A 12,942-nucleotide genomic window follows, 5' to 3' on the forward strand; every position below is an offset into this window, starting at 1 on the left:
GGGCGCTGCGCGATCCGGCCGGGCCGGCTGGAGCGCCCGGCGGGCCGACCGCGGCGCCCTGGGCGACGACCGGCAGCGCCGTTTCGCGCCAGCCCAGCGCCATCAGCAGGCTGAACGCCACCACGGCGGCCAACAGCGCCAGGGCACCGGCCTGCCCGACGTGGCCCGCCAGCATCAGGCAGCCCGGCCCGCCCGCGAAGAAGCCGACCATGGTGCCGCCCACCTGCACGGCGTTGGCCCGCGCCAATGCCTGGCCTTCGAAGCGTTCGGCGGTAAGGCCATCGGTGGCGATGTCCTGCGTGGCGCTGGCCAGCGAGGCCAGCGCCATCAACCCCACCACCCAGGCCGCGCTGGCAGACGAAATGCCGGAGACCGCCACCGCCGCCAGGCAGGCCAGCACCACGCACTGCATCGGCAAGATCCAGCTGCGACGCCGGCCCGCGGCCGGACGCCAGCGGTTGTCGACCACCGGCGCCCACAGGAATTTCAGCACCCACGGCAGCCCCACCAGCGGCAGCCAGGCCAGCGCATGCAGCGGCGCGCCATCGCGGCGCAGCAGCGTGGGCAGCGCCTCCATGGCCACGCCCAGCGGAATGCCCTGGGAAAAATACAGTGCGCCGATCATGATGAACAGGCGCCCGTTTGCAATGCGGTTCACGTCGATTTCCTTGAAAATTGCCGCGGCGCATCCGCGCGGCGGTGTTCGCTGCCCTGCCCTGGCGTCACGAACAGGATGCGGGCCGGACAGGCCACATGCAGGCGGTGCCAGACGCCGCGCGGCACGATCGTGCTGCGGCGCGCGTCCAGCAGCAGGTCGCTTTCGACGCCCGCCTCGTCCATCAGCATCAGCACCACGCGGCCTTCCAGCACGCACAGCATTTCGTCGCCGGCCGGATGCCGTTCCCAGACATCGCCATGCACGTCGGCATCCGACGCCGCGGCCTTGATGCCGACCAGCCAGCCTTCCTCGGGCGCCAGGCGGCGCAGCGTGCCGATCTCGCGCACGCTGCCGCCGGCGCCCAGCGCCACGAAGTGATCGAGCCAGTCAAAGACCGGCGGGAGGGGAGTTACTGCCACGGTGTGCTCCTTCAGCAATGCGGCGGAACGGCACTTGCGCACCGTCCCGGTGTCGTGGGGCGACCCCGTCAGGTCGCCCCGCAATGGCCTGGCCCGGTCAATATTCGGCGCGCAGGGTCAGCATCACGTTGCGCGGTTCGCCGTAGCGGTTGTTCCACGCCGTGCCCGACAGGCTTTGGTAGTAGCCGCGGTCGAACACGTTGTTGACGTTCAGCGCCGCGGTCAGGTGCTTGTCCAAGCGGTAGGCCATGCGCAGGTCCACCAGCGCATAACCGCCCTGGCGCAGCGTGACGGGGCCGGATACCGTCGAATAGCCCGACTGCACCTGCAGGCCGCCGCCCACGGACAGGCGCCGCTGCATGCCGGGCAGCGCATAGTTCGTCCACAGCCGGAAGATGTGCTTGGGTGTGAAGCTGGCGAACGGCTGGCCGCCCGCTTGCGTGTCGGTCAGGTACTTGCTGGTGTTGAAGGTGTAGCCGGCCGCCACCGTCCAGTACGGCGTGATGCTGCCGGACGCCTCGGCCTCGATGCCGCGGCTGCGGACCTTGCCGCCGGCCACGTAGTAGCAGTTGTTGCCCACGCAGGGCCACGCCGGGTCTTCCTGGGCGCGGTTCTTCTGCGTGATCTGGAACGCGGCCAGCGACACGTTCAGGGCGCCGTCGGCCAGTTCGCCCTTGATGCCGGCCTCGTAGTTGGTGCCCGTCACCGGGTCCAGCGCCTGGCCTTCGCGCGTCAGCTGGCTTTGCGGCTGGAACACCTGCGCGTAGCTGCCGTACAGCGACCACTGGCGATCCAGGTCGACGATCAGCCCGCCATAGGGCGTGAATTCCGGATCGATGCGCTGGCGCGAGGCCGGCGCGTCCTGGTTCCACCAGCTCATGCGGCCGCCCAGCACCAGCGTCACCGGATCGGCCAGCGAAAAGCGGCCCATGCCGTACACGCCTTGCTGGCGCAACCGCGTTTCTCCCGGTGACGAATACGGCCCGACGCCCGGCTCGGGCACGCTGTGCGGGTCCCAGTCGAACACGTTCACCGGCACCCGCAGCGCGGGCGTCAGCATGCCGGTGTACTGCTCGGTCGTGGTGCGCTGCGCGTTGCCGCCCAGCAGCAGTTCGTGGCGGCGGCCGAACAGCGTCACCGGCCCGCTGACGTAGGCGTCCACGCTGGCCTGGGTGTTCTCGAACTTGTAGGCCCCGCCCATCAGCGCCGAACCCAGGCCCGTCTGCCGGTCGATCGCGCCGTAGGCGCCGGCATACTTCAGGTTGCTGTCGGCGGTCAGGTAGTTGGCGCTGACCTTGGCGCTCCAGCCTTGCCCGAAGCGGTGTTCCAGGTCGGCGAACACGCGCGTCGTGTCCCAGTTGAAGCGGTCCCACGCGGCGTCCAGGTAGGTCGAGCGCTTCAGGCCGATGTCGCCGCCGTCCTGGTAGCGCGGCACGCCCGCCATGTTGGTGGTGGACCGGATCTGCTGGTACTGCAGGCCAGCCGACAGCACCGTGGCGGGACCCAGGTCCACTTCGCCAATGCCATAGAACAGCGCCGACTTCTGGTCGCCCACGTCATAGAAGTAGCCGCGGCTTTCCACGGCGCTGACGATGCGCCCGCGCACGCTGCCGCCGTCGTTGAGCGGGCCGCCCAGGTCAGCCTCGGCGCGGTAGCGGTCCCAGCTGCCGGCGCTGAGCGCGCCGCTGAACGCGAATTCGCGCTGCGGCCGCTTGCGCACCAGGTTGACGGTGGCGGCCGGATTGCCCGCGCCATGCAACAGGCCGTTGGCCCCGCGCAGGATCTCGACGCGTTCGTACACCGCCATGTCCTGCGGCGACGCGGCCATGTTGCCCATCAGCACCGGCACGCCGTCCTGCTCGTAGGAATCGACCTTGAAGCCGCGGGCGTAATAGGCCGTGGTCAGCAACTGGTACGGCTGCACCGTGATGCCGGTGGCGTGCTGCATCACCTCGTCCAGGCTTTGCAGGTTCTGCTGCTTCATCTGCTCTTGCCCGATGATGGTGACCGACTGCGGTGTTTCGCGCAGGGTCAGCGGCAGCTTGCCCAGCGACGGCGTGTTCGTCGCCGTGGCCGCGCCCTCGCCGCTCACGGTGACGGCCGGCAGCGTGGCCGTGTCATCCGCCAGCGCGGGGCCCGCGGCCAGCATCAGCAGCCAGATTGCGCCGATCTTGATCTTGTTTGCGTCCGCCTGCCCGCGCGGCGTTCCCGCCCCATTCCTGAATCTGTGCACCGCCGTTCCTCTTTCTTTATTACTGAGAATTATTCTCAAGTAATTCTAGAGAGAGGCCGCCCCCGTCGCTGGCGATTGCGGAAGTATTGCTGGCGATTGCGGCAGTCTTTGAAGACGGGGCTCAGAAGGATCGCAGGGATATGGCCGCCCTTGCCGATGGCGGCCGCGTTGACGCGGGAGGGAAGTCGATACCGACTGCGCAGCGGCTACCGTTTCAGCCGCGCCCCGCGGCCAGCGCGCTGGGCAGCACGCCGTAGCGCCGCTGGAACGCCTTGGTGAAGTGCGAATCCGTGTAGCCACACGCGTACGCGGCTTCGGACACGCTCATCTCGCCGGCCGCCAGCAGCGCATGAGCCTGCGCCATGCGCTGTTCGCGCACGAAAGCGTAGACGCTGCAGCCGAACAGCTGGCGAAAGCCCGTGGTGAGCTTGTTGACGTTGATCCCGGCCCGGCGCGCCAGCTCGGGCAAGGCCGGCGGATCTTGCAGATTCGCCAGCACGAGGTCGCGCGCATGATGCAGGCGCTCGGCATCCGCGCGCGACACACCCGCGGCCGCCGCCTTGTCCGGCTGCAACGCCGCCAGCGCCAGCGCGGTCAGTTCCAGCGCCTTGGCCGACAGGTACAGGCGCTTGAGCGGCCCCTGCACCGGGCAAGCCAGCATCTGCCGACCCAGCGCCAGCAACGGCGCGCCAACGCGCAGGTTGGCATCGGCGTAGGGGCCGTCGTCGTGTGAGGCGCGCAGCAGGCGGGCGACCTGCGCGGGTTCCATTGCCAGGGCGTCCTGCAGATGCGCAAGCGACGTCCGCAACGACACGAAGCGCAGCGCGCGGCGGGCCGCGAAATCGTGCTCCATGCGCAGCGGATCGCGGCACAGGCTCAGGTGCAGCAGCGGCCCGCTGACCTGTGCGGCGGCGGCCCCGGGCACCCGGTAGCGCAGCTCGCCTTCCAGCACCAGCACCAATTTCAGGCCCGGCGCCAGGTCTTCCTGCACGCATTCCCTGCGGTCGAACTGCAACGTGCCGCCGGCCAGCGACATGGCGGGCGTGGCGGCCGGCAGGGTCCAATCGAGTTCAGGGGTGATAGCGGTCACGGCGGCGGCCCGGGGGCGCAGGATCTTTATTGAGATTGAATATTATTACCCTTTTGCCGCGACCAAGCCAACATCGGGGAAGCAGCCAGCAACCGGCGGTACCCAGGTGTTGGCCGCCTGGCTTGGCGCACGGTTTTCAGGCCGTGACTGCTTGCCTTCCAGGACGGCGCTCAGGCGGCAACCGCCTGGCTTCTGGCCGCCCGCCGCAGCGCCTGCGGCGGCTGGCCGTAGACCCGCAGGAACGCCCGCCGCATACGTTCGGTGTCGGTGAAGCCAACCCGCCGCGCGATGCTCTCGATGCTGCTGTCACCCGCCGCGATCAGGCCGCGCGCAGCTTCGGCCCGAATGCGCTCGACCGCCTTGGCCGGCGTTTCGCCGGTTTCGGCCTTGAAGCTGCGCAGGAACTGGCGTGGGCTGACGCAGGCCACTTCGGCCAGTTGATCCACCGACAGCGCCGTGCCCAGATGGCCGCGGATATGTTCCAGCACCGCCCGCATGCGATCGCTTTCGGGCGCCAGGTCCTGCAACGCCGAGAACTGCGACTGGCCGCCCGAACGCCGGTGGTACACCACCATCTCGCGCGCCGTGGCCGCGGCCACGTCGGCCCCCAGATCGGCCTCGACCATCGCCAGCGCCAGGTCGATGCCGGCGGTGATGCCGGCCGACGTCCAGGTATCGCCATCGCGCACGTGGATCTTGTCGGCGTCGACCCGGATGCCCGGATGGTTGCGCGCCAGCGTGGCCGCGCGGCGCCAATGGGTGGTGGCGCGCAGGCCATCCAGCAAGCCGGCGCCTGCCAGCACGAAGGCGCCGGTGCACACGCTGGCCAGGCGCCGGCCCGCCTGCCGCTGGGCGTGCAACGTGCGCCGCATGCCCGGCGTGACCGCGAATTCGCGCGCGCCCTCGCCGCCCGCCACGATCAGCGTATCGGCCCGCACGCCGCGCCAGGGGCGGGTCTGGATCTCGATGCCGCTGGTGCTGCGCACCAGGCCGCCTTGTTCCGATACCGTCAGCACCGTGTAGGCCGGACCGCCCGCCGTGCGTGCCAAGGCACCCGCGGTCTGGAACACGGTGGCAGGGCCGGACATGTCCAACAGCTGGAAGTCGGGCACGAGCAGGAAAGCGACGACATGGGGCATGGCAAGCGCCTGTAGCGATTGAAAAGGCCTGGCATGGATTTCGGCCCGCATCGGTCTGCAGGGCGTGTCATTCAGACCAGAGGAACACGATGGCGGTTTTTGAGGGAATTATGTCATTTACGCCAAAGTCTGCCTCACTACAGTAAACGCTGTCAAACCCGAGCCTCGTGCCCCGGACTTCGTGCCCCGATCCCCCGCGCCGCCCCTGGCCGGGGTCCGCCTCTTTCCTGCCCGCCTCCCCTATGCGCCCGTCATCCCGCTCTACCCCCGGCCAACGCAACGCCCGCTTGCTGGCCGTCTGCCAGGGCCTGTTCATTGCCGCCATTTCCATCGACCTGACCCTGACGGCCCTGACCGGCCACATGCTGGCGCCCAACAAGGCGCTGTCCACCCTGCCCTTCGCGTTGATCACCGTGGCGGGCGCCGTCGTTACCTGGTTTGCCTCGCTGCTGATGCAGCGCATCGGCCGCCGCAACGGCTTCACGCTGGGCGCCCTGGCCGGGGCGGCGGGCGGCGGCATTTCGGTCTGGGCGGTGTTTCATTCGGACTTCTGGGCCTTCTGCGCCGGCACCGCGCTGGTCGGGGTATTCCAGGCGTTTGCCCAGTACTACCGGCTGGCCGCCGCCGACGCGGTCGAACCGGCCGCCAAGACCCGCGCGATCTCGGTGGTGATGGCCGGCGGCGTCATCGCCGCCATTGCCGGCCCCGCGCTGGCCAATGCAAGCCGCGACCTGTTCGCCCCGGTCACCTTTGCCGGGGCCTACCTGATGGTGGCGCTGCTGGCGCTGTTGTCCGCCGCGCTGCTGTGGGCGTTCTACCGCGACATCGACGCGCCGGTCCACGCGGGCGACACCCAGGCCGGCCTGCCGGCGCGGCCGCTGCGCGAGGTCGCACGCCAGCCGATATTCGTGGCGGCGCTGGCGAACAATGTGGTGGGGTCCGTGTCGATGATGTTCATCATGACGGCCGCGCCCCTGGCCGCCGTAGCCTGCAGCCACACCATCAGCGATGGCGCGGGCATCATGCAATGGCACCTGGTGGGCATGTACGCGCCCGCCTTGTTCGCCGGTGCGCTGATCCAGCGCTTCGGCCTGGCCCGCATCCTGTGGGCGGGCATGCTGCTCAATGTGGCCAGCGCGTTGATTGCGATGGGGTCGCCGTCGTTGCCGGCGTTCTACGCGGCCTTGTTCTGCCTGGGCGTGGGTTGGAATTTCATGTTCGTGGGCGGCACCACGCTGCTCGCGCAGTCGTACCGGCCGGCCGAACGCGCCCGCGCCCAAGGCGCGGCCGAGATGCTGCGTTATGCAGCCACCGCCCTGGCAACCCTGGCCGCCGGGCCGGCGCTGGACACCTTCGGGTGGGAGGCGCTGAATGCGGCCATGCTGCCGGTGGTGCTGGCCGCGGGCCTGATGACCTGGTACTGGGCGCGCGGCGCAGCGCGCCAGGCCGCGATGGCCGGCCAGGCGTAGGCGGCGCTCGTCGGTCAAGCGCAGGCAGCCTAATCAGGGTGGCCGCCTGCGCTTTGCTTCAGGCTTGGGGCTGAGACTTTCCGCCGTTACCGCAATAGCCGAGATTGCCGCAATAGCCGAGATTGCCGTAATTGCCGCGATTGCTGCCGTTGCCGCTATTGCGGCTATTGCGGCTATTGCTGCTATTGCGGCTACTGCCGCGATTGCCGCTACTGCGGCTGACGCCGCTGTTCCAGCTGTTGCAGGCATTGCGCCACGCCGGCCTGCATCTGCGCATTGGACACGGCGGCGCGGTCCGAAACCTCGCGGCAGCGCACGTACTCCGCCTGGCTTTCGGGCGAATCGCGGATCACGACAGGAGCCGAATTCGGGTCGGGCGTGACGGTCATGCGCAAGGTGGAAGGCGGCGACAGGCTGCCGTCCTTGGAGCGCTGGCTGGGATACTGGTATTCCTGGGTGACCGGCGCCGCGCTCTGCGCGTGGGCCGCGCCGGCCACGCAGGCCAGAGCCAGCAAGACGGCGGACAGCGGAAGTTTTTTCATGGCGACCTCTCATCAATGAATGCGCGCCAGCCGGCCAGGATCAACTGCCCCGTCCGGTGACGCGCCGGTCTATGGTAGCCCCGGGCGCGCCACGTGAGCGTGCCAAGACGCTACGCCCGACGCGGGATTTGTTTCTTGCGGTTTCCCCGCGGCGGTCGCTACGCCCGGATCAGGGCTTGGCCGCCCGCTTGGGGGCCGCCGCCGCACCCGACACGTTGGCGGCGGAGGGCTTGGCCGGCTGGTCCCCGGGCGGCTGGCCCGGCCAGGCGCGCGGCGCGGTCCGTAAAGGATCCAGTAAGGAAGACAGGCCGTTATGGTCCAGCTCAAGCATCAGCGCCAGCAAGCGGCCAAGCTCGCCTTTCGGAAAGCCTTTGCGCGCAAACCACGCCAGGTAGGGCCCCGGCAGGTCGGCGATCAGGTGCCCCTGGTATTTGCCAAACGGCATGGTGCGCGTCACCAGCAACGACAACAGTTGGGGATCCATGGCGTATCAGGCGGCGGCCGGGCCGCCAAAGACGATGTCGGCGGCAGGGATGGCCGCGATCTTGACACCAAAACTGGCAATGGACGACAGCGTGGCGTTGTGGTGCGCCCGGATCTGGGCGCCGGGCGCATGCGGCTTGTCTTGCGTGGTGTGGGCATCGGCCGCCAGCGTCACCGGAAAGCCCAGCGCCGCGGCTCGGCGCACGGTGGTATCGACGCAGAATTCGCTGGCATAGCCGCACACGACCAACCGCGTAACGCCAGCTTCTGCCAGCACGTCCGCCAGATCGGTGCGCAGGAAGGAATCGGGCGTGGTCTTGCGCACCCGGATGTCGCCATCGGCCGGTTGCAGCCGCGTATCCAGCTGCCAGGCCGGCAGGCCGTAATCCATCGGGCTGCCGGGGGCCTCATGCTGCACGTAGATGACCGGCGCGCCGCAGGCGCGGGCACGATCGGTCAGCGTATTGATGCGCGCCAGGACGGCGTCGGCGTCCGCGGGGGCGGGCGTGGTCTCGAACAGGGCGCGTTGCACATCGATCACGATCAGGGCGGACGTCATGCTTTCCTCGTAGGGTCCGTATTGAAATTTCCTAGCCGCATTCCGCGCCCACGATGGGGGGCGGCCAGATGCGGGCGTAGATCCAGAAATGGCGCGATTCGCCGCGCACTACGCGATAGTGGTGCAACAGCCCTTCGCGATGAAAGCGGCAGCGTTCCAGCACGCCGGCCGAGGCCGTGTTGGTATCCAGCACCGTGGCCTGCACGCGGGCCAGGCCCAGCGTCTGCAAGGCCCAGTCAGTGACGACCGTGCAGGCCTGCGTGGCAATGCCCTGCCGCCAGTGCGTCGGCGCCAGATCGTAGGCGATTTCGGCGCGGCGGGCCGATAACGCGATCTCGTTCAAGCCGATGGTGCCGATCAGCCGGTCGTCGGGCCCGGCAATGGCCAGGCGCACGCTGTGCGTGGCGGCCGGGTCGGCATAGCCGCGGATCAGGCGAACCAATGTTTCCGGGCCGTCGAGCTGCCAGCTGGTGTGGCGGGTGACCGCGTCGTCATTCAGGTAGGCGTACCAATCGGCGGCGTCCGCGTCATGCAGCGGACGCAGGCGCAAGCCGGCGATGCCCAGGTCGGGGGCATGCTGCGGCCAGTCGGTGATGGGCAAAGACATGCAGGCAGCTTAAATCAAAAATCCAGCCGTCCCTTCAATTCGCCAAACGGCACCATGACGTGTTCGCGGTAGGCCGGGCGCGCCTGCAGGCGTTCGTACCAGGCGCGCACATTGGGAAGCGGCGCATGGTCGATATCCAGTTCGTAGTAGCGGTACAGGGAGGTGGCTGCCGGTATGTCGGCCAACGTCAGCGCGTCGCCATCCAGATAGGGCTGCGTGGCCAGCACGGCGTCCAGTTGCCGCAGGCAGGCATGGGTGGCCGCCACGCTGCGCGCAATGGCCGCCGTGTCGCGCGCGGCTTCGGGGGTACGGTAATAGCCCCAGAACACACCCGACAGGAACGCCGGCTGCAACGCCGTCTGCGCCCAATCCATCCAGCCGTCGGCCCGGACGCGCCGCGCCGGGTCCGCCGGCCAGAACGCGGCGGCGCCATGGCGCGCGGCCAGATAGCGCAGGATGGCATGGGATTCCCACACCACCGTATCGCCGTCGCGCAGCAGCGGCACCTTGCCGTGCGGGTTCAGGCTGCGGAACTGCGGCGTATCCAGCAGGCCGAATTGCCCGCCGGCCGGCACGTGTTCGTAGGACAGGCCCAATTCGCCCGCCAGCCACAATACTTTCTGCACATTGAATGAACTGCGCCGGCCCCAGATGGTCAGCATGTTGGCGTCCTTGAAATGAATGGGAAATTCGGGTCGGAAATGCGGATGAACAATGCGAGTCAGGTTCGGGTCGCCATGCAAGGACCGGGCTCAAGCCACGACACGCGGGTCGGCTTCAGGCCACGACGATGCGCGGCTCGCAGTGCACCGGGAATTTCACGGAATTCGCGATGTAGCAGAAGTGGTGCGCGCGGGCGTGCAGGGCTTCGGCCAGGCCGGCGTCGCCGCCCGCCTGGATGGTGACCTCGGGCCGCAGCGTCACCGATGCGAACGCGCCGCCGTGGTCCGGGTCTTCACGCATGACGCCTTGCGCATCGTCGCGATAGGCGGTGACCACGATGCCCTCGACCGCGCACAGATGCAGATACCAGAGCTTGTGGCAGGCCGACAGCGACGCCACCAGCAGGTCTTCGGGATTCCAGCGCGCCGCGTCGCCGCGAAAGGCGGGATCGGCCGAGCCGGCGATGTCGGCCTTGCCGGGCACCTGGATGACATGGTCGCGGGAATAGGCCGTATAACTGGCGGTGCCCTTGCCGGTGTTGCCGGTCCAGGTCACGTTGACGTCGTAATGGTGTTCGCCTTTCATGGCAGGAATTCCTGAGGGTGCAGCCCTGGTACGAAGATCGATAGCGTAGCGCAAGCGCACGATGCCAGTGAAGGTCACTGCGGGACAAATGGAGCGCACATTTGGGACGCACGTTTCGGACCGGCTTGCCTCACGCAGGCGGCGCATCCGGGTACGTCGCCACGTCGGGGCCATCGGCCAGCCACGGCACATCGTGCGACACATGGATATGCGCGGCCGGCCGCGCACCCGGATCGTCGTCCAGCGTGGCCACCCGCAAGATGACCTGCGGCCGGTCGACCCAGTGCGCCATCAGGTGCGCGCCGCAAGCCGTGCAGAAGTGGCGGATCTTGCCGGGCGAGGACTCATACGCCCCCAGCGTGGCCTGCCCCCGCGTCCAGCGAAAGTCTTCGCGCGCCACGCGCGCGGTCGACGCGAAGGCGGCCCCGTGCGACTTGCGGCACGTGGCGCAGTGGCAATGGAAGATCGGCCCCGACAGGCGATCTGCTTCGTAGGCCACGGCGCCGCACAGGCAGCTTCCCTTCATGGCGAGTCTCCTTGGTGGCCGCGGCAGGCGGCCGGCTCAAGATATAAGCGTAGCGTAGGCGAACCGCGTGCAGCGCGCCGATACGGCCCTGCTGGGGGGCAACCACGGCCAAGATCCGGCGGCTCGCTTGCCGCCATCGTCCCGTTTGGCGCGCAGCCGGGCAGTCGTTGATTCCACAGACCGCAACACCTTCCCGCATAGCGGGACAGCATCCGCATGACCTTTACAACCCGTTTCAGCAAGGACAAGCTTGCGTCCGTATCGTGGACGCTCTGCTACACAGGAGCTCGCCATGATGAAAACCACCCTGACCTGCACCCTGACAGTCGCCCTGCTTGCCGGCTGCGCCCCTTCAAAACCCATCACCGCCCGGTCCGTGCCCGTGGACAACCATACGGCCCGCAATGCGCTGGACTGGCCCGGCAGCTACGAAGGCACCCTGCCCTGCGCCGATTGCCCCGGCATCCAGACCCGCCTGACGCTCATGAAAGACGGCCGCTACGAGCGCACCACCCAGTACCTGGACCGCCAGCCGCAGCCCGAAGCGGTCGCCGGCACCTTCAGTTGGGAGTCCGACGGCAGCACCATCCGGCTGGACGCCTCCGGCGACAGCCAACGCTATTTCGTCGCCGAAAACCAGGTGACCCTGCTGTATCGCGACGGCACCCGCCCCACCGGTCCGCTGGCGCCGCACTACGTGCTGCGGCGCGCCCAGTAGTCCACGGCACCGCCGACGGCGTCGCGCAAGCCGCCGTCTTCCGGCTATTCTTCCAGGCTGAACATGCCCCGCCGCCCGGCCCGTGCCGGGCGGCGCGCACAGAACGGTGCGCACCCAAGGAAGGAACGCCATGAAAACCGATCACGAATTGCTCGACGCCTTCGCCCCGACGGGGACGCTGCGCGCCTCCATCAACCTGGGCAACCCCATCCTGGCCAACACGCATCCGGGCACCGGCGCCCCCGGCGGCGTGTCGGTGGACCTGGCCACGGAACTGGCGCGCCGGCTGGACGTGAAACTTGAGCTGGTGGTGTTCAAGTCGGCCGGCGAATCGGTCAACGCGGTGGCCGCCGAACAAGCCGACGTGGGCTTTTTCGCGATCGACCCGCTGCGCGGCGAACAGATCGCCTTCACCGCCCCCTACGTGGTCATCGAAGGCGCCTACCTGGTGCGCCAGGATTCCTCCATCACCCGCCAGGAAGAAGTGGACTGCACCGGCCAGCGCGTCGTGGTCGGCAAAGGCAGCGCCTACGACCTGTACCTGACCCGCGAACTCAAGCACGCCGAGATCTTCCGCGCGCCCACCTCGCCTGCCGTAGTCGACACCTTCATCCAGGAAAACCTGGAAGTCGCGGCGGGCGTGAAGCAGCAGCTGGAAGCCGACGCCAAACGCCTGGGCGGCCTGCGCCTGCTGGACGGCCATTTCATGCTGATCCGCCAGGCCATGGGCGTGCCCAAGAGCCGTGGCGCGAAGGCCAGCGCCTACCTGTCGGCGTTTGTCGAAGCCATGAAGAAAACGGGCTTCGTCGCAGACGCCCTGGCGCGTCACAACATCCAGGGCGCGGCGGTGGCACCGCTGGAAAACCAGGGGTAGTTCCGGCAGGCGCGGCCTTCCTGGGGGTCAGTGGCTGATCATCCAGGGCCGAGAGCCGGCAAAGGATTTCGCCCCGTCGGCCGTGGTGCGCGTCTTGCCGCTTTTGCGCCCACCCGAGCAGCAACCGCAGTTCATGCCGTGGCCGGAACGCGTGCTGCGCGGCTCGTTGGCGCTGCGCTCGTTGGCGGCATGGGCGCGGTTCACCGCGGACGACAACGCCGAGATCGCCGGCGCCCCGCCGACGATGCGGCCAGACAGTGCACCGCAATCGGGGCAGGCGGCGGGATCGCGCCACTGCGCCAAGGGCCGCAGCGCCGCGAAGTCGCCGCAATCCGCGCAGGAATAGTCATACATGGGCATGGCAGGCTCCTTGTGCG

At 68.6% G+C, this 12,942-nt stretch carries 15 protein-coding genes and 1 pseudogene; 3 read left to right on the forward strand and 13 right to left on the reverse strand.

Annotation, left to right across the window (positions count from 1 at the left end; all coding sequences use genetic code 11):
* The 5 genes from HV798_RS27165 to HV798_RS27185 form a co-directional block, all read right to left on the reverse strand.
* Positions 1–625, reverse strand: a 625-nt coding sequence (locus tag HV798_RS27165; protein WP_484456037.1) for an MFS transporter, incomplete at its 3' end; no start/stop codon positions are given.
* A gap of 29 nt (positions 626–654) precedes the next feature.
* A complete protein-coding gene (locus HV798_RS27170; protein ID WP_175195725.1) occupies positions 655–1,077 on the reverse strand; it encodes a cupin domain-containing protein in 423 nt (140 codons plus the stop codon).
* 97 nt (positions 1,078–1,174) lie between these two features.
* Positions 1,175–3,226, reverse strand: a complete 2,052-nt coding sequence (locus HV798_RS27175) for a TonB-dependent siderophore receptor (RefSeq protein ID WP_246289234.1) — start codon at positions 3,224–3,226, stop codon at positions 1,175–1,177.
* Between the two features lie 298 nt (positions 3,227–3,524).
* Entirely contained in the window at positions 3,525–4,400 is an 876-nt protein-coding gene (locus HV798_RS27180; RefSeq protein ID WP_246289208.1) for a helix-turn-helix transcriptional regulator, read from the reverse strand.
* Positions 4,401–4,570: 170 nt separating this feature from the next.
* Entirely contained in the window at positions 4,571–5,539 is a 969-nt protein-coding gene (locus HV798_RS27185) for a GlxA family transcriptional regulator (protein ID WP_175195723.1), read from the reverse strand.
* A gap of 242 nt (positions 5,540–5,781) precedes the next feature.
* Between HV798_RS27185 and HV798_RS27190 the strand changes: the two genes are divergently transcribed.
* Entirely contained in the window at positions 5,782–7,008 is a 1,227-nt protein-coding gene (locus HV798_RS27190) for an MFS transporter (RefSeq protein ID WP_175195721.1), read from the forward strand.
* Positions 7,009–7,217: 209 nt separating this feature from the next.
* Here the strand turns inward: HV798_RS27190 and HV798_RS27195 are convergent, their stop codons facing one another.
* From HV798_RS27195 to HV798_RS27225, 7 genes and pseudogenes are all read right to left on the reverse strand, one after another.
* The gene (locus HV798_RS27195) at positions 7,218–7,550 is read right to left on the reverse strand and encodes a hypothetical protein (RefSeq protein WP_175195719.1); all 333 of its coding nucleotides are present in this window, start codon (positions 7,548–7,550) and stop codon (positions 7,218–7,220) included.
* Between the two features lie 268 nt (positions 7,551–7,818).
* Positions 7,819–8,034, reverse strand: a pseudogene (locus HV798_RS27200) (DUF3820 family protein); the annotation flags it as partial.
* Positions 8,035–8,040: 6 nt separating this feature from the next.
* Entirely contained in the window at positions 8,041–8,592 is a 552-nt protein-coding gene (locus tag HV798_RS27205; protein WP_175195717.1) for a cysteine hydrolase family protein, read from the reverse strand.
* 31 nt (positions 8,593–8,623) lie between these two features.
* Positions 8,624–9,199, reverse strand: a complete 576-nt coding sequence (locus tag HV798_RS27210; protein WP_175195715.1) for a GNAT family N-acetyltransferase — start codon at positions 9,197–9,199, stop codon at positions 8,624–8,626.
* A 14-nt stretch (positions 9,200–9,213) separates the two neighbouring features.
* A complete protein-coding gene (locus HV798_RS27215; RefSeq protein WP_175195712.1) occupies positions 9,214–9,861 on the reverse strand; it encodes a glutathione S-transferase family protein in 648 nt (215 codons plus the stop codon).
* 115 nt (positions 9,862–9,976) lie between these two features.
* The gene (locus HV798_RS27220; RefSeq protein ID WP_175195710.1) at positions 9,977–10,447 is read right to left on the reverse strand and encodes an OsmC family protein; all 471 of its coding nucleotides are present in this window, start codon (positions 10,445–10,447) and stop codon (positions 9,977–9,979) included.
* A gap of 130 nt (positions 10,448–10,577) precedes the next feature.
* Positions 10,578–10,973 (reverse strand): GFA family protein, encoded by a 396-nt coding sequence (locus tag HV798_RS27225; protein WP_175195708.1) that lies wholly within the window; start codon positions 10,971–10,973, stop codon positions 10,578–10,580.
* A gap of 292 nt (positions 10,974–11,265) precedes the next feature.
* On the opposite strand from HV798_RS27225, the gene HV798_RS27230 reads away from it, so the two are divergent.
* Positions 11,266–11,691: a copper resistance protein NlpE gene (locus tag HV798_RS27230; protein WP_029953490.1), complete on the forward strand. Its 426-nt coding sequence runs from the start codon at positions 11,266–11,268 to the stop codon at positions 11,689–11,691.
* A 130-nt stretch (positions 11,692–11,821) separates the two neighbouring features.
* A complete protein-coding gene (locus HV798_RS27235; protein ID WP_025135740.1) occupies positions 11,822–12,565 on the forward strand; it encodes an ABC transporter substrate-binding protein in 744 nt (247 codons plus the stop codon).
* Positions 12,566–12,592: 27 nt separating this feature from the next.
* Here the strand turns inward: HV798_RS27235 and HV798_RS27240 are convergent, their stop codons facing one another.
* The gene (locus HV798_RS27240) at positions 12,593–12,925 is read right to left on the reverse strand and encodes an FmdB family zinc ribbon protein (RefSeq protein WP_025135739.1); all 333 of its coding nucleotides are present in this window, start codon (positions 12,923–12,925) and stop codon (positions 12,593–12,595) included.
* Positions 12,926–12,942 lie beyond the last annotated feature (17 nt).

It is taken from the genome of Achromobacter deleyi (assembly GCF_902859705.1).
Lineage (GTDB): Bacteria > Pseudomonadota > Gammaproteobacteria > Burkholderiales > Burkholderiaceae_B > Achromobacter > Achromobacter deleyi.